Origin of the sequence: Pseudomonas sp. CCOS 191 (assembly GCF_001007005.1) — a bacterium.
Classification (GTDB): domain Bacteria; phylum Pseudomonadota; class Gammaproteobacteria; order Pseudomonadales; family Pseudomonadaceae; genus Aquipseudomonas; species Aquipseudomonas soli.
This window is the reverse complement of the sequence record NZ_LN847264.1, coordinates 4,997,932-5,016,196: the sequence shown is the minus strand read 5'-3', so window position 1 is coordinate 5,016,196 and position 18,265 is coordinate 4,997,932. Positions and strand designations below refer to the sequence as shown.

Sequence of the window (18,265 nt, the reverse complement as noted above, 5' to 3'; positions counted from 1 at the left end):
TTTTGGCCGTGAGGGCTGTTGACCGCATCAGGGCCACCAGGTGCTCGCCGCAAATCTTGCAGCGCCTACAAGATTGAGCGCCGCCCGCGCGGCGCATCGCTGGCAAGCCAGCTCCCACATCTGTTTCGGGCCAGTCTGTCCTGTGAGGTTATCGCTGTCCGCCTTGGCGCATGTCTTGAGACAGGTGGAGCGGCAGTGGTGCCCACGCTGAAACCGCGTCGTACCAACAAGGCGTACAGCCGCGGCGGCGCAGGCGTAACTGGCCCGAAACAGATGTGGGAGCTGGCTTGCCAGCGATGCGCCGCGCGGGCGGCGCTCGATCTCATAGGCGCTGCAAGGATTGCGGCGAACACCTGTCCGCCATAACGCGATCAAAACCTCGACCCAAGCCCGTAAGACATTTCCGAATTTGAAACCAAATCCTTCAGCCAGCCAGCGCTTCGGACCTATCCTACGCGCCAGCCGGAAGGCTCTGAATTGGCCGGGAAATACATCAGGGGTACCGTCACTGGGTCGTCACATTTGGCGACCGGGTGTGAGAAGCCCGTTGTGTGAACCATGTCGATTTCGTCAATGGCGGTCGTGCGCGTGCAGGCTTTGGCCTGACCGTGGATTCATGGTTACACACGGGCTTCTCACCATGCGTACGACTGCCACCCTAATCTGTGAGAAGGATCGAGGTGGTTGTTCCTGAATTTCAATTTCGAGGAGTAACCATGAAAAAACTTGTACCCGACCCACCCTATCCAATCCCCTTCGTCACCATCATCAGCGACCTCGACCCCGAGGAAGCCATGGCCCACGCCAACAAGCTGATGCACACCCTCAGCGACACCGTCCACGCCTACACCGTCTGCCAGCGCGACGCGCGCCTTGACGTGATGATGGACAGCGTCGAAATCCTCGGCCAACTGGTCATCTCGCTGGTCCGCCACGCCCGGGCCAAGGGGGCGCCGGTATGAGCGACGACTTCAAGCCCGGCCCGACCCAGGGCAAGACCACCTGCCTCGAGATCTTCTGTATCCAGCCCGGCATCCCGTTCGACCACGCCTTCAGCGACCTGTCGGTGCTGCTCGGCTGCGTGGCGCATTTCACCACCGAGGCGGAGATGGAAGGGGACCTCATGGCCGGCAGTGCCGCACGGATTCTCAGTGGGCTGGCCAAGGGGCTGATCGATGACATGGAATTGGGGTTGAATCGAGCGCGGTGAATGGGAGCTGCTGCGCAGCCCTTTCGCCGGCAAGCCGGCTCCCACCGGGTTTTGTGTAATGCCTGTGGGAGCCGGCTTGCCGGCGAAAGGGCCGCAAAGCGGCCCCAGGGATGCCAGACCGAGCCACTGTCGTTAGACTGTCATCTCCTCACCACCGGACAGGAGTCCCGGCGTGCCCGACCCCCGCAGTTTCCCCAGCGACCTGTGCCTCGACAGCCCACGCCTGCAGTTGCGTCCCATGCGTCATGGCGACGCGCAGCAGTGGCTGACCATCATGGCCGACCCCGAGGTCATGCGTTACTGGTACCACGCCCCCTGGCAGACCCTGGCCGAGGCCGAGAGCGCCCTGGCTGCCGACCGCGAGGCTTATGCCGCCGGCCAGTTGCTCAAGCTGGGCATGTACCGTCGTGACAACGGCGAACTGATCGGCATGGTCCAGCTGTTCAATCTCGAAGAGGTCTCGCGCCGGGGCGAAATCGGCTACTGCCTGGCCAAGTCCGCCCAGGGCCGGGGCTACATGGACGAAGCGCTGACCTGCTTCATCGACTACCTGGCCCACACCCTGCACCTGCGCCGCCTGGAGGCGGAAATCGACCCGCGTAACCAGGGCTCGGCACGTACCCTGGAGCGCCAGGGCTTCGTCCTGGAGGGCACCCTGCGCGCGCGCTGGTGCGTGGCCGGCGAGCTGTCTGACTCGGGGCTTTACGGTCTGCTGCTCGAACCGCCTGTCGCCTGACGCCCGCTTGCGCTATGGTCGCGCCTTTCGCTGCTGGATGGAGCCTGCGCGTGCCTGCTTTTTATGTGATGTTCACCCTTGTGCTGTTCCTTCTTTGCCTGTGTTTCGATGGCCTGCTGATGGGCGTCGACGGGCATATGCCGGCGCTGCAGATACTGGTCATGGGCCCATGGGGCATTGCCTTCGGGTTGTACCAGTGGTTTGCCAATCCGTTGTTGGGGCTGGCGATCCTCGCCCGCCGGCGTTTTCGCTGGGTGGCGCTTGGCGCGGGCCTGATCGCCCTGGGCCTGGCGCTCAGTTGCCTGGGCATCGAGCGGCTGCCGGACAACCGCAGCTATGATTTCCTGCCGCTTACCGGCTTCGGCCCCGGCTACTACCTGTGGTCACTGGCAATCCTGCTGTTCTGCCTGGGGCAGGGATGGTGGTGCCGCAAGGCGCAGACGGCGCAGGATATGCCGCGCTGGCGCTGGTTCGATGTGCTGCTGATCGCGGTGCTGACGAGCACCATCTACCTGGCGACTCAGATGCCCAGCCTGGGCGTGCAGATTCGCAGTTCCGACGAGCCAATGGAGCAGGTACAGGCAGGCTGAACACTCCGGATTTGCTGCGCGGCCTTTTTGTCGGGGCCAGACGCGCCTTGGGTTTGGAAAGACGGCAGGGGCTGGGTTAAGGTCGCAGCTCGTCCGCTTTTACCAGGTGCCTGACTTGCCCGCTTTCTACCTGACCACAAGCCTCGCCCTGTACCTGCTGAGCCTGGCCTTCGATGGTGCCCTGACAGGTGCAGGGCGACATGTACCGGCATTGCAGATGCTGCTCTACGGCCCATGGGGTATCGCCTTTGGCCTGTACCAGTGGTTCGCCAACCCATTGCTGGCGTTGGCGATCCTTGCCCACCGACGGTTCCGCCGCCTGGCGCTGGGGTGCGGCCTGCTGGCGCTGTATCTGGCGGCCAGCAGCTTTGCGATCACCCGCTTGCCGGACAACCAGAGCTACGCCTTCCAGGATGTGACCGGTTTTGGCGCGGGCTTCTACCTGTGGTTGCTGGCGATCCTGGTGTTTTGCATGGGGCAGCTATGGTGGTGCTGGAAGGCGCGTTCAGCAGCGGATGTACCAGGCTGGGGCTGGCTCGATGTGGCGCTGATCGCGGCCCTGAGCGTGGCGCTGTATGCCGGTACGCAGATGCCATCGCTGCGCTTCGAGCCGCACAAGGTGATCGTGCCGCCGGAGCAGCCGCGCACCTTGTGATGGCCTTAACGCGCCGTGCCCCACTGCACCGCGATCATCCCAAGCACGATCATTCCCACTCCCGCGAGCCGCAGCAGGTTCACCGGTCGCTCCGGCAGGCCCATGAGGCCGAACTGGTCGATCAGCAGCGACGACAGCACCTGCCCGGCCACCACGCAGACGATGAACCCCGCCGCGCCTAGCCGTGGCGTCAGCACCAGCGCGGCGGTGATGTAGAGCACCCCGGCAACCCCGCCGAACCAGGCCCACCAGGGCGCATGGGCCAGTTGCTGCACCTGTGGCAGCGGCGCGCGCATCAGCAGCAGGGCCGGCACCAGCATCAGCAGACTGACCAGCAACGACACCCCGGCCGCCCACAACGGATGGCCGAGCAGGCGCCCGAGCGCGGCGTTGCTGCCCGCCTGAAACGGCACGGCCGCCCCGGCGAGAAGGGCGATGAGCAAGGGAAGGGCGGCGAAGAGGCTGGCGGGCATGGTGTCTACTCCTGATCAAAACACTGGCCTCAGTCTTCGCTATGCACTTCAATGATGGAAATTCGAACTTTGCACAGGCTGTATTCGTAGCATGGATGATTTGCGCCGTATCGACCTCAATCTATTGCTGACTCTGCACGCCCTGCTCAGCGAGCAGCATGTCTCGCGTGCGGCATTGCGCCTGCACCGCAGCCAGCCGGCGGTCAGCCATGCGTTGGCGCAGTTGCGCGAGATCTTCGCCGATCCGCTGCTGGTGCGACGCGGTGGCCGCCTGCAACTGACGGCCCGCGCCGAAGCCCTGCACGCGCCGTTGCAGGAGGCTTTGCAGCAACTCGACGGATTGCTCGGCACGCCGGGCTTCGAGCCGGCGCGGGCTCGGCGTACCTTTCGCCTGGCCATGTCCGACTACGGCGCCCGCGTGGTGTTGCCGTCGCTGATGCGCCTGTTGCGGCAAGAAGCGCCGGGCATCGACCTGGTGGTGTCCCAGGGTAGCCGCGAGGCGATGCTCGGCCAGTTGATCGACGGCGAGGCGGACCTGGCGCTGGGTGTGTTTCCCGAGCTGCCGACGGAAATGGCCCAGCAGGTGTTGTTCGAGGAGTCCTTCGTCTGCCTGGCCGACCGCGCCAGCCTGCCGCCCCGCGGCGGCCTGGCGCTGGACTCGTGGCTGGCGCGGCCCCATGTGCTGGTGGCGGTGCGCCCCGGCATCGACAATGAGATCGACCAGGCCTTGGCCACCTTGGGCGCGCGTCGGCGCATCGCCTTGACCCTGCCGCATTGGGGCGTGGCCCAAAGTGTCATTGCCGGGACCGACCTGGTGCTCACCGTGGCTCGGCGCAGCCTCGCCGGTGCTCGCCTGGACCCCGCCCTGCGCCAGTTCGCGCCGCCGCTGGCGATCTTACCGTTCGCCTTCGCCCAGGCCTGGCACTCGCGGCGCGATGGCGATGCCGGGCACCGCTGGCTGCGGGCGCAAATCCAGGCGCTGTGCGTGAACGACGACGCGGCAGGGTGCTAGGCTGTGCCGCATTCATTTGCGAAAAGGAAAACCCATGTTCAAGCATTGCCTGGTCGGCGCCGCTGCCCTGCTGATCGTTGCCGGCGCCCAGGCCGAGGACTATTCGCCCACCTACACCCAGTGCATGGACAAGGCCTCCAGCACCCTGGCCATGGGCGCCTGCATCCAGGCCGAGACCCGGTTGCAGGATGACCGGCTGAACCGGGTCTACAAGCAGCTGATGGCCAAGCTCGACAGCCAGCAGCAGAAGGACCTGCGCGAGGTCCAGCGCACCTGGATGAAGTACCGCGACGGCAACTGCGCGTTCCACGGCAAGTTGAGCAACGGCAGCATCTACCGCATCGAAGGCGCGATGTGCGAGATGGACATGAGCAAGGACCGGGCGGCGGAGCTGGAACGGGTGCTCAGCCCGGGGCAGTAGCGCAGCATCAGCTTACAGATTGGCGGGTGAACTGGTCGGCTGGAGGGTATCGCCGCGACCCTGATGGCTGTATTTTTGTACAGCTCATGGACAGCACGTTCACCAAGGGAGGAGCACATGCCTGAAAGCATCGATGTCGCCAATTACTTCCTCACCCTAGAAGGCGAGACGGGTGAGATCTCGAACCTGAAGCTGCAGAAGCTCGTCTACTACGCGCAGGGCTTTAGCCTGGCCTTGCTGGGCGCGCCGTTGTTCGAAGAGCGTATCGAGGCCTGGATGCATGGCCCGGTCGTGGCCGATCTCTACCGTCGGTTCAGCCAGCATGGCTCGAACCCGATCCCGATGCCTGCAGTGTTCGAGCCGACCTGTTTTTCCAGGGATCAGACCCGCCTGATCAAGGAGGTCTTTGAGGTCTATGGGCAGTATTCGGCGTGGAAGCTCCGTCAACTGACCCATGAAGAAGACCCTTGGCGGGACAACTATCAGGAGGGCGCTTTCAGCCGGGAGATTCCCCGGGATGAAATGCAACGGTATTTCAGGAATCACCTGGTGAACTGAGCGATGGTACGTAAGCGGCTCAAGGAGCGAGATGCTCAGGGAAATCAGGTAAGGGCACGCCACATGGCAGGCGAGGCTGACGAATCGGACCTGCGCCCCCCGGTGTTCTCACTGGAGTATCTGCAATCAGGTTGGTGCATTCAGGACTGCCAGCAGGCAGAGCGCGCCAGGATGCTCGAGCGCTTGCGTCAGATCAGTCAGCGCACGTGGCGAGAGATCCGCCAGCTCGATCGCCACGGCTATGGTACGGAGACGATTTCGCGCGGCAGTATCAGGGCTGTATTGCCTTCATTCCTCACTGAAGATGTTCGGCTGCTGGCGTTCAGGGCTTTCGACCTGGTGGCGATGGTGGGGTACCGCAGTGGGCGGATTTTTCATGTGATCTGGATAGATCGTGAGTTCAAGTTGTACAAGCATTGACGCGGAGTACAGTGACCCCTTTGGTTGGGCGGGCAAGCCCGCTCCAACAGGGGAGTAGGAGCGGGCTTGCGATTCAGGCGCCGCGTTGCTCACGCAGCGCCCGGGCCTTCAGGTACTCACGCACTTCCACCCCGTCTCCGGCGAATTCGATCCGTTGCGCCTTGGCCGCACGCTGGTAGGCGTACATCGGGTCGTAGTATTCCTTGAGCAGCCCTTCTATCCACCCTCGGTGCAGGCTCACGTCGCCGCTGCGCAACTGCTCCTCCAGCGCCTGGTCGAGCAACGTCGACAGCCGCTGGAAGCGCTCGCCACCCAGGCGTTTGTAGATGTTGGTCATGCTCTGGCGCATGCGTTCGGCGAACAGCGGGCCGCCGGCCTGTGCACCGTGCACGGCGATGAACTCGGCGCACAGGTTGATCACGTAGTCGCGCAGGATGCGTTCCACGCGATGCTCGAAGCTGTCTTCAAGCCACACCAGCGGATAGCGCTGCATGCCCTGGTACAACTCCAGCGGCACCGCGCAGCTGCCGACCACGCGACCTTCGTCCTCGAGCACGAACTGGCCGATGCCCCGGTCACGTTTTTTCAGAATGTCGATGGCCAGCGCGTTCTCGAAATCGATCTGCGCCGGCTGCGCGGTGGCGCGCTTGCCGAAGCTGGAGCCGCGGTGGTTGGCATGGCCTTCCAGGTCCAGCACGTTGTCCAGCTGGAGCAGCACGTCGGTCTTGCCGGTGCCGGTCAGGCCGCCCACCAGCACGAAGTCGCAGTGTTGCACCGCTTGTTGGGTGGTCTCCAGCAGCAGGGTGCGCATGGCCTTGTAGCCGCCCACCACCTTCGGATACTGGATGCCGGCTTCTTTGAGCCAGCCCTGGACGATCTGTGAGCGCAACCCGCCACGGAAGCAGTAGAGGTAGCCGTCGGGGTGAGCCTGGGTAAAGGCCGCCCAGGCGTCGAGGCGTTGCTGCTTCACCGCACCGTTGACCAGCTGGTGGCCCAGGGCGATGGCGGCGGCCTGGCCCTGCTGTTTGTAGCAGGTGCCGACTTTCTGCCGCTCCTGGTCGGTCATCAGGGGGAGGTTGACCGTACCGGGGAAGGCGCCCTTGGTGAATTCTATCGGCGCGCGCATGTCCATCAGCGGCACGTTGTCGAGGAACAGCCGTTTCAGATCGGTGCAGTCGGGGCGCATCAGATCACCTCGACTGCGTGGCTCTGTCGCTCGACCAGCTCGCCGATTGGCGCCAGTTCGAGCCCGAGCTCCCGTGCCACGGCGAGGAATTCTGCCTCGCCCTGTGGGCTGACTGCCACCAGCAGGCCACCGCTGGTCTGCGGATCGCACAGCAGGTGCTTCTGTTCGTCGCTCAGCGCGCCGATCTTGTGGCCGTAGCTGTCGAAGTTGCGCAAGGTGCCGCCGGGGATGCAACCCTCGGCCAGGTAGTAATCGACGCTGGGCAGGCGCGGCACGGCGGCGAACTGCAGGCGTGCGGTGAGGCCGCTGCCTTCGGCGACTTCGACCAGGTGGCCGAGCAGGCCGAAGCCGGTGACGTCGGTCATGGCCTGCACGCCGTCGAGCTTGCCGAAGCGGCTGCCGGGGGTGTTCAGGGTGCACATCCAGTCGCGGGCCAGGCCCTGGTCCTGTTCGCGCAGCTTGGCCTTCTTCTCGGCGGTGGTGAGGATGCCGATGCCCAGCGGCTTGGTCAGGTACAGGCGGCTGCCGACGCTGGCGGTGTCGTTGCGCTTGAGGTGGCGCTTGCTTACCACGCCGGTGACGGCCAGGCCGAAGATTGGTTCCGGGGCGTCGATGGAGTGGCCACCGGCCAATGGGATGCCGGCCTCTGCGCAGACCGCGCGGCCACCGCGGATCACTTCGCGGGCGACCTCCGGCGGCAATACGTTGATCGGCCAGCCGAGGATGGCGATGGCCATCAGCGGGTCGCCGCCCATGGCGTAGATGTCGCTGATGGCGTTGGTGGCGGCGATGCGGCCGAAGTCGTACGGGTCGTCGACGATGGGCATGAAGAAGTCGGTGGTCGAGACCACGCCACGTTCGTCGTCCAGGGCGTAGACGGCAGCGTCGTCGCGCGAGGCGTTGCCGACCCAGAGGTTCGGGTCGAGGGCCTGGGTGCCGCTCTCGGCGAGGATTACATCCAGCACCTTGGGAGAAATCTTGCAGCCACAACCAGCGCCGTGGCTGTACTGTGTCAGACGAATCGGCTCGCTCATGTGCACCTCGACTTTTCGTGATGCGCGATTGTAGCAAAGCTGGCCTTTGTGCCTGCGGCTCTTATACTTCCCGCGATGCGACACCGACCCATGCCCCGCTATTGAACCGGAGAACCCCCCATGCTCAAACGCCCCCTGGCACTGTTTGCCGGTCTCGCGCTGTCCTGCTGCGCCGTGGTCGCCCAGGCCGCCGATGTGCTGCGCGTTAGCGCCATCCCCGACGAGGCACCGACCGAACTGCTGCGCAAGTTCAAGCCACTGGGCGAATACCTCGAGCAGCAACTGGGCATGAAGGTGCAGTTCGTACCGGTGGCCGACTACCCGGCGGTGGTCGAGTCGCTGGCCAGCGATCGCCTGGACCTGGCCTGGCTGGGGGGCTTCACCTTCGTCCAGGTGCACCTGAAGGACCCAAAGGCCACGCCGCTGGTGCAGCGTGAGCAGGATGCCAAGTTCACCAGCAAGTTCATCACCGCAAATCCGGACGTGAAGAGCCTCAAGGACCTCAAAGGCAAGACCTTCGCCTTCGGTTCGATTTCGTCCACCTCGGGCAGCCTGATGCCGCGTTACTTCATGCTCAAGAACGACAACATCAAGCCTGAGGAATACTTCAGCCGCGTCGCCTATTCCGGCGCCCACGATGCCACCGCCGCCTGGGTCCAGGCCGGCAAGGCCGATGCCGGCGTGCTCAACGCCAGCGTCTGGGACAAGCTGGTCGCCGCCGGCAAGGTCGACACCAGCAAGGTGCGGGTGTTTGCCACCACGCCGGAGTACTTCGACTACAACTGGACCGTGCGCGGCAACATGGACCCGGCGCTGAAAGAAAAGATCAAGCAGGCCTTCCTCGCCCTGGATCCGGCCAAGCCTGCGGACAAGGCGATCCTCGACCTGCAGGCCGCCAGCCGCTTCATCGAAACCAGGCCGGAGAATTACCAGGGCACCGAGCAAGCCGCGCGCGAGGCCGGCCTGCTCAAGTGAGTATTCGTGTTCAGGGCGCCAGCGTGCGCCATGGCCAGGTCCAGGCCTTGAGCGCGCTGGACCTGCACATCGGCCAAGGCGAGCGGGTGGCGATCATCGGTCCGTCCGGAGCTGGCAAGTCCAGCCTGCTGCACCTGATGGCCACTGCCGTGCCGCCCAGTGGCGGGCGCCTGGAGTTGTTGGGCGAGCAGCCCTGGGCACTGTCTGCCCGCGCCCGCCAGCGCTTGCGCGCACGGGTCGGCCTGGTGCACCAGGCACCGCCCCTGCCGCCGCGCCAGCGGGTGGTCACCGCCGTGCTGGCGGGGCGGCTGGGGCAGTGGGGCACATTGCGCGGGCTGCTCAACCTGATTCACCCCGGAGATGTACCCGGTGCCCGCGCGGCACTGGCCGAGCTGGGCATGGCTGACAAGCTGTTCGCCCAGTGCGGGCAGTTGTCGGGGGGACAGTTGCAACGGGTCGGCATCGCCCGCGCCTTGTACCAGCGACCTGAAGTGCTGCTGACCGACGAGCCGGTCTCGGCCATGGACCCGGTGCTTGCCGATCACAGCCTGGCGTTGCTCAATCGTCATGCCCTGGCCCATGGCGTGACGCTGGTCGCCAGCCTGCACGCGGTGGAGCTCGCCCTCGCGCACTTTCCGCGCATCGTCGGCATTCGCGCCGGGCAGGTGGCGTTCGATTGCCCGGCGCAAGCGGTCAGCGAAGCGATGCTCGACGCCTTGTACGCCAATGAGCAACTGACATCGCCTGTCGCCGCGACGGCGAGCCTGCAGGTGCAGATCCCGCGATGCTGAGCACTGACCAGCGCGATCCCGCTGCCTTGCCTCGTTTGCTGCTGACCTTGCTGTGCCTGGCGCTGCTGTGGCCGGGCTTGCACTTGAGCGAGCTTGACCCCGGCGTGCTGTTGCAGGCCGAGAACCGTCAACAGATGGCCGGCTTCGTCAGCGCGTTCTGGCCCCCGGCCCACGATGCCGGGTTTCTCGATTTGCTGCTTACCGCCACGGTGCAGACCCTGGCCGTGGCCACCGCAGGCATGAGCCTGGCACTGCTGCTGGCGGTACCGGCCAGCTTGCTGGCCAGCCGGGCGTTGTCGTTGCGGGCCGCTTCCAGTGCTGGGCGCCTGGGGCCATGGTCCCGGGCTGCGCGCCTGCCGGTGCGCGGCCTGCTGATCTTCCTGCGCAGCGTGCCCGAGATCGTCTGGGCGCTGCTGTTCGTCCGCGCCGTGGGCCTGGGCCCGACTGCCGGTGTACTGGCCATCGCCATCACCTACAGCGGCATGCTCGGCAAGGTCTACGCGGAGATCTTCGAGTCGGTGGACCAGCGCCCGGCCCATGCCTTGCTGCAGGCCGGCAGCAGCCGCCTGTCGGCGTTTCTCTACGGCACCCTGCCCGAGGCCGCGAGCGAAGTGGTGTCCTACACCGTGTACCGCTGGGAGTGCGCGGTGCGCGCTTCGGTGGTGATGGGCTTCGTCGGTGCCGGTGGACTGGGCCAGCAGATCGATCTGTCGATGCGCATGTTCGCCGGTGCCGAGGTGGCGAGCATGCTGCTGACTTTCCTGCTGCTGGTCGTGCTGGCCGACTTGCTCAGCCGTTTCCTGCGCGGGAGGCTGGCATGAACCGGATGATCAATGGGCTGGTGGTCGTCGCGATCCTGGCGGCAGTGCTGGCATCGTTCGCCTATCTGGAGCTGGACCTGGCAGCGGTCGTCGGCAGTGGCGGGCCGGCGCAGATGGGCGAATACGCGGCGCGTTTCCTGCACCCGGACCTGTCGCTGGCACACCTGCGCGCGGTAGGGCAGGGCGCCTTGGAAACACTGGCGATGTCGGGGATGGGGACGCTGCTGGCGATGCTGCTCGGCCTGTTGCTGGCGCTGCCGGCCGCCGGGCGTTTCGGCTTGCCGTTGCAGGGCGCGGCGCGCCTGTTGCTCAATGCGCTGCGGGCGATTCCGGAGCTGGTCTGGGCGGCGTTGACCGTGCTGGCCGCGGGCCTGGGACCGAATGCCGGCACCCTGGCGTTGGCGCTGCATACCGCCGGGGTGTTGGGGCGGTTGTTTGCCGAGGCACTGGAGAATGCACCGCCCGAGCCTGCGGCGGCGATTCGCCTGCAGGGCGGCAGCCAGGTGGCGGCCTTCTGTTTCGGCACCTTGCCCAACCTGTGGCCGCAGTTGCTGGCTTACAGCCTGTATCGCTGGGAGAACAACATCCGCATGGCCAGCGTGCTGGGTTTCGTGGGGGCGGGTGGGCTGGGGCAGATGCTCTACGCGACCCTGAGCCTGTTCCAGGAGGCCCAGGCCAGCACGGTGATCATCGCCATGCTGGTGCTGGTGTTGCTGGTGGATGCCCTGAGTGATGTGTTGCGCCAGCGTTTCGTGCGCGCCTGAGGACATTTCGCGGCACCTGATCCTTGACTGTAGTCCTGCTCCGGGCCCGCGCCAAGCCCTGTTCGTCAATCCGAAAAATAAACTTCACCTGAGCGTAAAAAGACTTTTTTCGGTCATGGTTTTTGCGGTATCAAGGAACCAGACAGCCGAACCCTGCAGCACAGGTGGCGTCATCCACGCCCTCCTTGCCAGGTGAGCTTCCCGCCCGTAACGACGCGGATACGGGGAGAACGGCAGTCACTTTGCGGCGCAGCCGTTCGCGCCGTGTGGCTTTCACATAAGGTGAACGAGTATGGATGACCAAGGACGCAACCCTTCCTCCAACCAGCCAATCCTGTATGTGCTCGATACCAACGTCCTGATTCACGACCCCAACGCCCTGCTCAACTTCGAGGAGCACCACGTCGCCATACCGATGACGGTGCTGGAGGAACTCGACAAGCTCAAGACCGGTAAACAGACCATCGCCGCCGAATGTCGCCAGGCCATCCGCCTGATCGACCAGACCCTCGGCGACGCCTCGCCCAGCGATGTCGAGCAGGGCGTGCCGATCCAGCGCGGCAAGAGCGGGCCCAAGGGCTTCCTGTCCATCCTCATGAGCACGCGCAACGAGCCCAACCGCCTGCTCCCCGAGAACCTCGCCGACAACATCATCATCAACCAGCTGCTTGACCTGCGCGCCAAGCGCAAGGACCTCGACGTAGTGCTGGTGACCAAGGACATCAACATGCGCCTGAAGGCGCGTGCCTGCGGGATCGCCGCCGAGGACTACAGCACCGACCAGTTGGTCGACGATGTGTCCTTGCTGTCCAAGGGCTACCACTCGGTCACAGGGTCGTTCTGGGACCGCGTGAGCAAGGTCGACACGCGTCAGGAGCGGGGCCGTACCTGGCATCGGGTGCAGTTGACGGACAACTTGCCCGCCGTGCACGTCAACGAGTTCATCATCGACGAACAGGGCTTCGTCGGCTGGATCAAGGGCATCCGCAACGACGAGCTGCTGCTGCTCGACCTGCACCAGGAACCGCTGCTGCACCAGGAAGCCTGGGGCCTCAAGCCACGGGACATCCACCAGAGCCTGGCGCTGTTCGCCTTGCTCGACCCGGATATCCACCTGGTCAACCTGACCGGCGCGGCGGGCTCGGGCAAGACCATCCTGGCGCTGGCCGCGGCCATCGAGCAGACCATGGTCAGCAAGCGCTACCGGCGCATCATCGCCACCCGCAGCGTGCAGGGGCTGGACCAGGAGATCGGCTTCCTGCCGGGCACCGAGGCGGAGAAGATGGAGCCTTGGCTGGGCGCCATCACCGACAACCTCGAAGCCTTGCACATGGATGACGAGAGCACCCACGGCAGTGTCGAGTACATCCTCGAGCGGGTGCCGCTGCAGTTCAAGTCGCTGAACTACATCCGTGGGCGCAGCTTCCAGCAGAGCCTGATCCTCATCGACGAGTGCCAGAACCTCACGCCGCACCAGATCAAGACCATCATCACCCGTGCCGGGACCGGCTCGAAGGTGGTCTGCCTGGGCAACCTGGCGCAGATCGACACCCCCTACCTGTCGGCCACCAGTTCCGGGCTGACCTACCTCACCGAGCGCTTCAAGGACTTCCCCCACGGCGTTCATATCACCCTGCAGGGCGTGCCACGCTCGGTACTGGCCGAGTACGCCGAGTCGCACCTGTAACCTGTCGCGGGGCAACCCCGTTCCCTTCATGGGAGCGGGGTTGCCCCGCGATGCGCTGTTCTGCCCTCTGCTCAAAGCTGACCGGCAGGTTTACACTCTGTTATCCCTTCCCAGGAGCAGAGCAGTGCTGACTCATCTTGATTCCCAGGGGCGCGCCAACATGGTCGACGTCACTGAAAAGGCCGTGACCGCCCGCGAGGCGATTGCCGAGGCACGGGTGCGCATGTTGCCGGACACCCTGCGCATGATCGTCGATGGCCAACACCCCAAGGGCGATGTGTTCGCGGTGGCGCGCATCGCCGGCATCCAGGCGGCGAAGAAGACCAGCGACCTGATCCCGCTGTGCCATCCGCTGATGCTCACCGGCGTCAAGGTCGAGCTGGCCGCCGAGGGCGAGGACGTGGTGCACATTGTCGCCCGCTGCAAGCTGGCCGGGCAGACCGGCGTCGAAATGGAGGCGCTCACCGCCGCCAGCGTCGCCGCGCTGACGATCTACGACATGTGCAAGGCTGTGGACAAAGGCATGGTCATCGAGCAGGTGCGCCTGCTGGAGAAGACCGGTGGCAAGAGCGGGCACTACAAGGTGGAGGGGTGATGAAGGTCAAGGTCATGTATTTCGCCCGCTACCGTGAGTTGCTGGGCATCGACGCCGAGCGCCTGGAAGGCGACTTCAAGGTGCTGGACGATGTGCGCCAGGCCTTGGCGGGCAAGGGTGGGCACTACGCGGTGCTGGCCGAGCAGAACCTGATGTGTGCCCGCAACGAAGAGCTGTGCCGGCTCGATGAGCCATTGGAAGAGGGTGACGAGATCGCGTTCTTCCCACCCGTGACCGGAGGTTGACCATGGCCGTGCGCGTTCAGGAGGCGGCCTTCGACCCGGGCGCCGAAGTCAACGCCATGCACGCTGCGAATGTCGGCGTGGGCGCGGTGGTCGGATTTGTCGGCTATGTGCGTGACTTCAACGATGGCCGGGAGGTGGCGGGGATGTTCCTCGAGCACTACCCGGGCATGACCGAGAAGGCCCTGGCCAAGATCGTGGTCGAGGCCGAAGGGCGCTGGCCGCTGCTCAAGGTCGAGGTGCTGCACCGTATCGGCGCCCTGGAACCGGGCGAGCCGATCGTCTTTGTCGGCGTGGCCAGCGCGCATCGGCAGGCGGCGTTCGATGCCTGCAACTTCATCATGGACTACCTGAAGACCCGGGCGCCGTTCTGGAAGAAGGAGAATACCCAGGAAGGGACGCGCTGGGTGGAAGGCAAGCAGAGCGACCAGGATGCGGCAGGGCGCTGGGACTGAATGAGAGGGTGATCGTGGGAGCGGGCAAGCCCGCTCCTACAGAGGCCTGTCAGTGATGCTTGCGCGGCACGGGCTTCAACAGCTCGTCCGGCGGCATCTCGCACTTGATCTTGCGCCCCAGCAACTCTTCGATCGCCGGCAACTGGTACGAATCGTCCTCGCCGGCAAAGCTGATCGACACGCCGCTGGTGCCGGCGCGACCGGTGCGGCCGATGCGGTGCACGTAGTCGTCCGGGTCTTCCGGCAGGGTGAAGTTGATCACATGGCTGATGCCGTCGATGTGGATGCCACGGCCGGCCACGTCGGTGGCCACCAGCACGGTGATGCGCCCTTCACGGAAGCTCTCCAGGGTGCGGATACGCTTGTGCTGCGGCACGTCGCCCGACAGTTGGGCGGCGTTGATGCCGTCGCGCACCAGTTTTTCCTCGATGCGACGCACCTCGTCCTTGCGGTTGGCGAACACCATCACCCGTTCCCACTTGTTCTGCGTGACCAGGTTGTACAGCAGCTTGTACTTGTCGCTGCCGGCCACGGCGTAGACGTGCTGTTCGACGGTCTCGCTGGCGACGTTCTCCGGCTCGATCTCGACGATGGCCGGGTTGGTGGTCCACTGCTTGGCCAGGTTCATCACGTCGTCGGTGAAGGTGGCGGAGAACAGCAGGGTCTGGCGTTCGCTCTTGGGCGGGGTCTGGCGGATGATCTGGCGGACCTGGGGGATGAAGCCCATGTCGAGCATGCGGTCGGCCTCGTCCAGTACCATCACCTCGACCATGTCCAGGTGCACCTCGCCGCGCTGGTTGAAGTCCAGCAGGCGGCCCGGGGTGGCCACCAGGATGTCGCAATGGCGTGCTTCCAGTGACTTGAGCTGCTTGTCGAAGTCCATGCCGCCGACAAAGCTCATCACATTCAGGCCGGTGTACTTGGTCAGGGCCTGGGCATCCTTGGCGATCTGCACCACCAGCTCGCGGGTCGGGGCGATGATCAGCGCCCGCGGCTCGCCCATGTAGCGCTCTTTGGGCGGTGGGGTCTGCTGCAGCTGCGAGATGATCGAGATCAGGAACGCGGCGGTCTTGCCGGTGCCGGTCTGGGCCCGACCGATGGCGTCCTGGCCGCGCAGGGTGTAACCCAGGACCTGGGCCTGGATCGGCGTGCAATAGGGGAAGCCGAGGTCGTGGATGGCATGCATCAGCTCATTGGAGAGCTTGAAGTCGTGGAAACGCGTCTTGCCTTCCTGCGGCTCGACCACGAAGTCCTCCGGCTTCCACAGGCTGGCCTGCGGCTTGGGCTTGCGTTCGCGGCGTGGTTTGTCCTTGGCGGGGGACTCGGCGCGCGGCGGCTGGGCGACCTGGACGGCGGCTTGTGGCTCGGCCTTGGCCTTGGGCGCAGGCTTTGGCCTGGGTTTGCCGGCCTGGCACTCTGGCGCCTGGGCGGCGGCCGGCTGAGGAGCCGGCTCGGGTTGGGACGCGGCGATGGGCGGTGCGGCGTCACCTTTGGCGAATATTTTCTTGAGTGCCTTGAGCACGGTCGTCTCGTCAACTGGTTAAGGAATGTACGCCGGGCAGTGTAATGCAAGAATCGGGCGCGGCGTAGTGCAATGCGGGCTGGGCTACAGAATCACTGCAACTGGCGGCTCAGCCAGTCGTGGATGTCCTTCAGCTCCTCGACCACCACTTCGTGCTCCATCGGGTACTCATGCCACTGGGCGGCCACACCCCAGGTATTGAGGTACTCGAACGCCGTGCGGCCCATCGACGGGATCACCACCGGGTCGTGCACACCGTGCAGGCACAGCGCCGGCGTGCGCTGCTGACAGGCGCTCAGTTGCTGCGCGTCGCTGAAGGTCGGCGCGTAGGTGGAGAGGGCGATCACGCCGCCCAGCGCTTCCTGCCACTTTATATAGGCAGTGTGCAGCACCACCGCACCGCCTTGGGAAAACCCGGCGAGGAAGATGCGTGACAGGTTGATGCCCTTGGCCTGTTCGGCCTTGATCAGGGCGATCACCTGGTCGGCCGACTCTTCCAGTTGCGCCTCGTCGATGGCCCGCGCCGGGGTCATGGCCTTGATGTCGTACCAGCTGGGCATCTGGTAGCCGCCGTTGATGGTTACCGGGCGGGTTGGCGCCTGGGGCATGATGAAGCGGGTGCTGAGCAGGCGTTCCTGCATGAATTCCGCTACCGGTAGGAAGTCGTAACGGTCGGCCCCCAGGCCGTGCAACCAGATCACACAGGCGTCGGCGGTTTTCTGCGGTTCGAGAATCAGCGGTTGGGTCATGACTGCTCCGAAAGAGTGCTGGCGTACTGATGTAGTGCGTAAAAAGAAGGCATTGGCGGCTAATGCCAGAAAAAGATTGTCGCAACTCTACAACTTTTCCTACTTGACTACCGCTTTATCGCTTAAGCCGTGGACTGTGGTACGCCCTTTGCTATGTCCTTGTCATGCGAAGAGGTGGGCCGGTCCCGGTAACACCCCTCGTGTGGATCGAAGGCTGTCATAGAACAGCCCATTGCGCCAATTGACCCAAAAACAAGCCAACAAGGGGTCGGATGCGCCTCATAAGGGTGCGGTGCAATTCCGGCTCATACAACAAGAGCGATTTGGAGGTTGTTGATGAAGATGTTGAAAACCACCCTGGCAGTCCTGACCGCCGCCGCCGCGCTGGGCGCCACCAGCTTCGCCCAGGCCGGCGCCACCCTCGACGCGGTGAAGAAGAAGGGCTTCGTCCAGTGTGGCGTGAGCGATGGTCTTCCTGGCTTCTCCGTACCTGACGCACAGGGCAAGATCGTCGGCATCGACGCCGATGTGTGCCGCGCAGTGGCCGCCGCCGTGTTCGGCGATGCGACCAAGGTCAAGTTCAGCCAGCTCAACGCCAAGGAGCGCTTCACCGCGCTGCAGTCCGGCGAGGTCGACGTGCTGTCGCGCAACACCACCTGGACCAGCTCGCGCGATGCCGGCATGGGCCTGGTGTTCGCCGGTGTCACCTACTACGACGGCGTCGGTTTCCTCGCCAACAAGAAGCTCGGTGTCTCCAGCGCCAAGGAGCTCGACGGCGCCACCATCTGCATCCAGGCCGGTACCACTACCGAACTGAACGTCTCCGACTACTTCCGTGCCAATGGCTTGAAGTACACCCCGATCACCTTCGACACCTCCGACGAGAGCGCCAAGTCGCTGGAGTCCGGCCGTTGCGACGTGCTGACCTCGGACAAGTCGCAGCTGTTCGCCCAGCGCTCCAAGCTGGCCGCACCGACCGAGTACGTGGTGCTGCCGGAAACCATCTCCAAGGAGCCCCTGGGCCCTGTCGTGCGCAAGGGCGACGAGGAATGGTTCAGCATCGTCAAGTGGACCCTGTTCGCCATGCTCAACGCGGAAGAAGCAGGGGTCACTTCGAAGAACGTCGAGGCCGAGGCCAAGTCCACCAAGAACCCTGACGTCGCCCGCCTGCTGGGCGCCGATGGCGAGTACGGCAAGGACCTCAAGCTGCCCAAGGACTGGGTAGTGCAGATCGTCAAGCAAGTCGGCAACTATGGCGAAGTGTTCGAGAAGAACCTGGGCCAGAGCACCGACCTGAAGATCGACCGTGGCATGAATGCCCTGTGGAACAACGGCGGCATCCAGTACGCGCCACCTGTGCGCTGATGGC

At 64.8% G+C, this 18,265-nt stretch carries 23 protein-coding genes; 18 read left to right on the top strand and 5 right to left on the bottom strand.

The annotated features are described in order from the left end of the window. Positions 1–716: 716 nt before the first annotated feature. The 5 genes from CCOS191_RS22425 (at position 717) to CCOS191_RS22405 (ending at position 3,191) form a co-directional block, all read left to right on the top strand. The gene (locus CCOS191_RS22425) at positions 717–962 is read left to right on the top strand and encodes a hypothetical protein (RefSeq protein WP_046857050.1); all 246 of its coding nucleotides are present in this window, start codon (positions 717–719) and stop codon (positions 960–962) included. Beyond that, positions 959–1,210 (top strand): DUF3077 domain-containing protein, encoded by a 252-nt coding sequence (locus CCOS191_RS22420; RefSeq protein ID WP_046857049.1) that lies wholly within the window; start codon positions 959–961, stop codon positions 1,208–1,210. The genes CCOS191_RS22425 and CCOS191_RS22420 overlap by 4 nt, the downstream gene beginning before the upstream one ends. Positions 1,211–1,382: 172 nt before the next feature. Next, a complete protein-coding gene (locus CCOS191_RS22415) occupies positions 1,383–1,946 on the top strand; it encodes a GNAT family N-acetyltransferase (protein ID WP_046857048.1) in 564 nt (187 codons plus the stop codon). 50 nt (positions 1,947–1,996) lie between these two features. Next, positions 1,997–2,536: a hypothetical protein gene (locus CCOS191_RS22410; RefSeq protein ID WP_046857047.1), complete on the top strand. Its 540-nt coding sequence runs from the start codon at positions 1,997–1,999 to the stop codon at positions 2,534–2,536. A gap of 115 nt (positions 2,537–2,651) precedes the next feature. Further along, positions 2,652–3,191 carry a hypothetical protein gene (locus tag CCOS191_RS22405; RefSeq protein ID WP_046857046.1) on the top strand — a complete coding sequence of 180 codons (540 nt, stop codon included), beginning with the start codon at positions 2,652–2,654 and terminating at the stop codon, positions 3,189–3,191. Positions 3,192–3,196: 5 nt separating this feature from the next. On the opposite strand, the gene CCOS191_RS22400 is transcribed toward CCOS191_RS22405, so the two are convergent. Beyond that, on the bottom strand, positions 3,197–3,664 hold the full coding sequence (locus CCOS191_RS22400) for a DMT family transporter (protein ID WP_038707398.1): 468 nt from the start codon (positions 3,662–3,664) through the stop codon (positions 3,197–3,199). Between the two features lie 91 nt (positions 3,665–3,755). On the opposite strand from CCOS191_RS22400, the gene CCOS191_RS22395 reads away from it, so the two are divergent. From CCOS191_RS22395 to CCOS191_RS22380, 4 genes are all read left to right on the top strand, one after another. Next, positions 3,756–4,676, top strand: coding sequence for a LysR family transcriptional regulator (locus CCOS191_RS22395; protein WP_046857045.1), 921 nt, complete (start codon positions 3,756–3,758; stop codon positions 4,674–4,676). A gap of 34 nt (positions 4,677–4,710) precedes the next feature. Then, positions 4,711–5,097 carry a lysozyme inhibitor LprI family protein gene (locus CCOS191_RS22390; RefSeq protein WP_046857044.1) on the top strand — a complete coding sequence of 129 codons (387 nt, stop codon included), beginning with the start codon at positions 4,711–4,713 and terminating at the stop codon, positions 5,095–5,097. A 117-nt stretch (positions 5,098–5,214) separates the two neighbouring features. After that, on the top strand, positions 5,215–5,655 hold the full coding sequence (locus CCOS191_RS22385) for a Panacea domain-containing protein (RefSeq protein WP_046857043.1): 441 nt from the start codon (positions 5,215–5,217) through the stop codon (positions 5,653–5,655). Between the two features lie 63 nt (positions 5,656–5,718). Next, positions 5,719–6,075 (top strand): hypothetical protein, encoded by a 357-nt coding sequence (locus tag CCOS191_RS22380; protein ID WP_156177685.1) that lies wholly within the window; start codon positions 5,719–5,721, stop codon positions 6,073–6,075. A gap of 73 nt (positions 6,076–6,148) precedes the next feature. On the opposite strand, the gene mnmH is transcribed toward CCOS191_RS22380, so the two are convergent. Continuing rightward, on the bottom strand, positions 6,149–7,261 hold the full coding sequence (gene mnmH / locus CCOS191_RS22375) for a tRNA 2-selenouridine(34) synthase MnmH (RefSeq protein WP_046857041.1): 1,113 nt from the start codon (positions 7,259–7,261) through the stop codon (positions 6,149–6,151). Next, positions 7,261–8,295, bottom strand: a complete 1,035-nt coding sequence (selD, locus tag CCOS191_RS22370; protein WP_046857040.1) for a selenide, water dikinase SelD — start codon at positions 8,293–8,295, stop codon at positions 7,261–7,263. Before selD ends, mnmH begins: the two co-directional genes overlap by 1 nt. Positions 8,296–8,415: 120 nt before the next feature. Between selD and CCOS191_RS22365 the strand changes: the two genes are divergently transcribed. The 8 genes from CCOS191_RS22365 to moaE all read left to right on the top strand — a co-directional run bounded on the left by CCOS191_RS22365 (position 8,416) and on the right by moaE (position 14,625). Beyond that, positions 8,416–9,270: a putative selenate ABC transporter substrate-binding protein gene (locus CCOS191_RS22365; RefSeq protein ID WP_046857039.1), complete on the top strand. Its 855-nt coding sequence runs from the start codon at positions 8,416–8,418 to the stop codon at positions 9,268–9,270. Beyond that, positions 9,267–10,061: a phosphonate ABC transporter ATP-binding protein gene (locus CCOS191_RS22360; RefSeq protein ID WP_046857038.1), complete on the top strand. Its 795-nt coding sequence runs from the start codon at positions 9,267–9,269 to the stop codon at positions 10,059–10,061. Before CCOS191_RS22365 ends, CCOS191_RS22360 begins: the two co-directional genes overlap by 4 nt. Beyond that, positions 10,055–10,882: a PhnE/PtxC family ABC transporter permease gene (locus CCOS191_RS22355; RefSeq protein WP_046857037.1), complete on the top strand. Its 828-nt coding sequence runs from the start codon at positions 10,055–10,057 to the stop codon at positions 10,880–10,882. Before CCOS191_RS22360 ends, CCOS191_RS22355 begins: the two co-directional genes overlap by 7 nt. Next, on the top strand, positions 10,879–11,646 hold the full coding sequence (gene phnE / locus CCOS191_RS22350) for a phosphonate ABC transporter, permease protein PhnE (RefSeq protein ID WP_046857036.1): 768 nt from the start codon (positions 10,879–10,881) through the stop codon (positions 11,644–11,646). Before CCOS191_RS22355 ends, phnE begins: the two co-directional genes overlap by 4 nt. Before the next feature lie 292 nt (positions 11,647–11,938). Continuing rightward, positions 11,939–13,333, top strand: a complete 1,395-nt coding sequence (locus tag CCOS191_RS22345) for a PhoH family protein (protein WP_023629387.1) — start codon at positions 11,939–11,941, stop codon at positions 13,331–13,333. Between the two features lie 124 nt (positions 13,334–13,457). After that, positions 13,458–13,928, top strand: a complete 471-nt coding sequence (moaC, locus tag CCOS191_RS22340; RefSeq protein WP_046857035.1) for a cyclic pyranopterin monophosphate synthase MoaC — start codon at positions 13,458–13,460, stop codon at positions 13,926–13,928. Then, positions 13,928–14,173, top strand: a complete 246-nt coding sequence (gene moaD / locus CCOS191_RS22335) for a molybdopterin converting factor subunit 1 (RefSeq protein ID WP_023629385.1) — start codon at positions 13,928–13,930, stop codon at positions 14,171–14,173. The genes moaC and moaD overlap by 1 nt, the downstream gene beginning before the upstream one ends. A gap of 2 nt (positions 14,174–14,175) precedes the next feature. After that, positions 14,176–14,625, top strand: a complete 450-nt coding sequence (moaE, locus tag CCOS191_RS22330) for a molybdopterin synthase catalytic subunit MoaE (protein ID WP_046857034.1) — start codon at positions 14,176–14,178, stop codon at positions 14,623–14,625. Between the two features lie 49 nt (positions 14,626–14,674). Here moaE and rhlB read toward each other — a convergent pair whose 3' ends face one another. Together rhlB and CCOS191_RS22320 are read right to left on the bottom strand one after the other, a co-directional pair. After that, complete coding sequence (rhlB, locus tag CCOS191_RS22325) at positions 14,675–16,147, bottom strand: ATP-dependent RNA helicase RhlB (RefSeq protein ID WP_046857033.1); 1,473 nt, start codon at positions 16,145–16,147, stop codon at positions 14,675–14,677. A gap of 92 nt (positions 16,148–16,239) precedes the next feature. Then, positions 16,240–16,896: an alpha/beta hydrolase gene (locus CCOS191_RS22320; protein ID WP_038707405.1), complete on the bottom strand. Its 657-nt coding sequence runs from the start codon at positions 16,894–16,896 to the stop codon at positions 16,240–16,242. Between the two features lie 336 nt (positions 16,897–17,232). Between CCOS191_RS22320 and CCOS191_RS22315 the strand changes: the two genes are divergently transcribed. After that, positions 17,233–18,261 (top strand): amino acid ABC transporter substrate-binding protein, encoded by a 1,029-nt coding sequence (locus CCOS191_RS22315; RefSeq protein ID WP_023629381.1) that lies wholly within the window; start codon positions 17,233–17,235, stop codon positions 18,259–18,261. Positions 18,262–18,265 lie beyond the last annotated feature (4 nt).

Coding starts and splice junctions, on each gene's coding strand:
- CCOS191_RS22425 (WP_046857050.1), top strand. CDS start 717: ATGAAAAAACTTGTACCCGACCCACCCTATCCAATCCCCTTCGTCACC.
- CCOS191_RS22420 (WP_046857049.1), top strand. CDS start 959: ATGAGCGACGACTTCAAGCCCGGCCCGACCCAGGGCAAGACCACCTGC.
- CCOS191_RS22400 (WP_038707398.1), bottom strand. CDS start 3,664: ATGCCCGCCAGCCTCTTCGCCGCCCTTCCCTTGCTCATCGCCCTTCTC.
- CCOS191_RS22395 (WP_046857045.1), top strand. CDS start 3,756: ATGGATGATTTGCGCCGTATCGACCTCAATCTATTGCTGACTCTGCAC.
- CCOS191_RS22390 (WP_046857044.1), top strand. CDS start 4,711: ATGTTCAAGCATTGCCTGGTCGGCGCCGCTGCCCTGCTGATCGTTGCC.
- CCOS191_RS22385 (WP_046857043.1), top strand. CDS start 5,215: ATGCCTGAAAGCATCGATGTCGCCAATTACTTCCTCACCCTAGAAGGC.
- CCOS191_RS22380 (WP_156177685.1), top strand. CDS start 5,719: ATGGCAGGCGAGGCTGACGAATCGGACCTGCGCCCCCCGGTGTTCTCA.
- mnmH (WP_046857041.1), bottom strand. CDS start 7,261: ATGCGCCCCGACTGCACCGATCTGAAACGGCTGTTCCTCGACAACGTG.
- selD (WP_046857040.1), bottom strand. CDS start 8,295: ATGAGCGAGCCGATTCGTCTGACACAGTACAGCCACGGCGCTGGTTGT.
- CCOS191_RS22365 (WP_046857039.1), top strand. CDS start 8,416: ATGCTCAAACGCCCCCTGGCACTGTTTGCCGGTCTCGCGCTGTCCTGC.
- CCOS191_RS22355 (WP_046857037.1), top strand. CDS start 10,055: ATGCTGAGCACTGACCAGCGCGATCCCGCTGCCTTGCCTCGTTTGCTG.
- phnE (WP_046857036.1), top strand. CDS start 10,879: ATGAACCGGATGATCAATGGGCTGGTGGTCGTCGCGATCCTGGCGGCA.
- CCOS191_RS22345 (WP_023629387.1), top strand. CDS start 11,939: ATGGATGACCAAGGACGCAACCCTTCCTCCAACCAGCCAATCCTGTAT.
- moaD (WP_023629385.1), top strand. CDS start 13,928: ATGAAGGTCAAGGTCATGTATTTCGCCCGCTACCGTGAGTTGCTGGGC.
- moaE (WP_046857034.1), top strand. CDS start 14,176: ATGGCCGTGCGCGTTCAGGAGGCGGCCTTCGACCCGGGCGCCGAAGTC.
- CCOS191_RS22320 (WP_038707405.1), bottom strand. CDS start 16,896: ATGACCCAACCGCTGATTCTCGAACCGCAGAAAACCGCCGACGCCTGT.
- CCOS191_RS22315 (WP_023629381.1), top strand. CDS start 17,233: ATGAAGATGTTGAAAACCACCCTGGCAGTCCTGACCGCCGCCGCCGCG.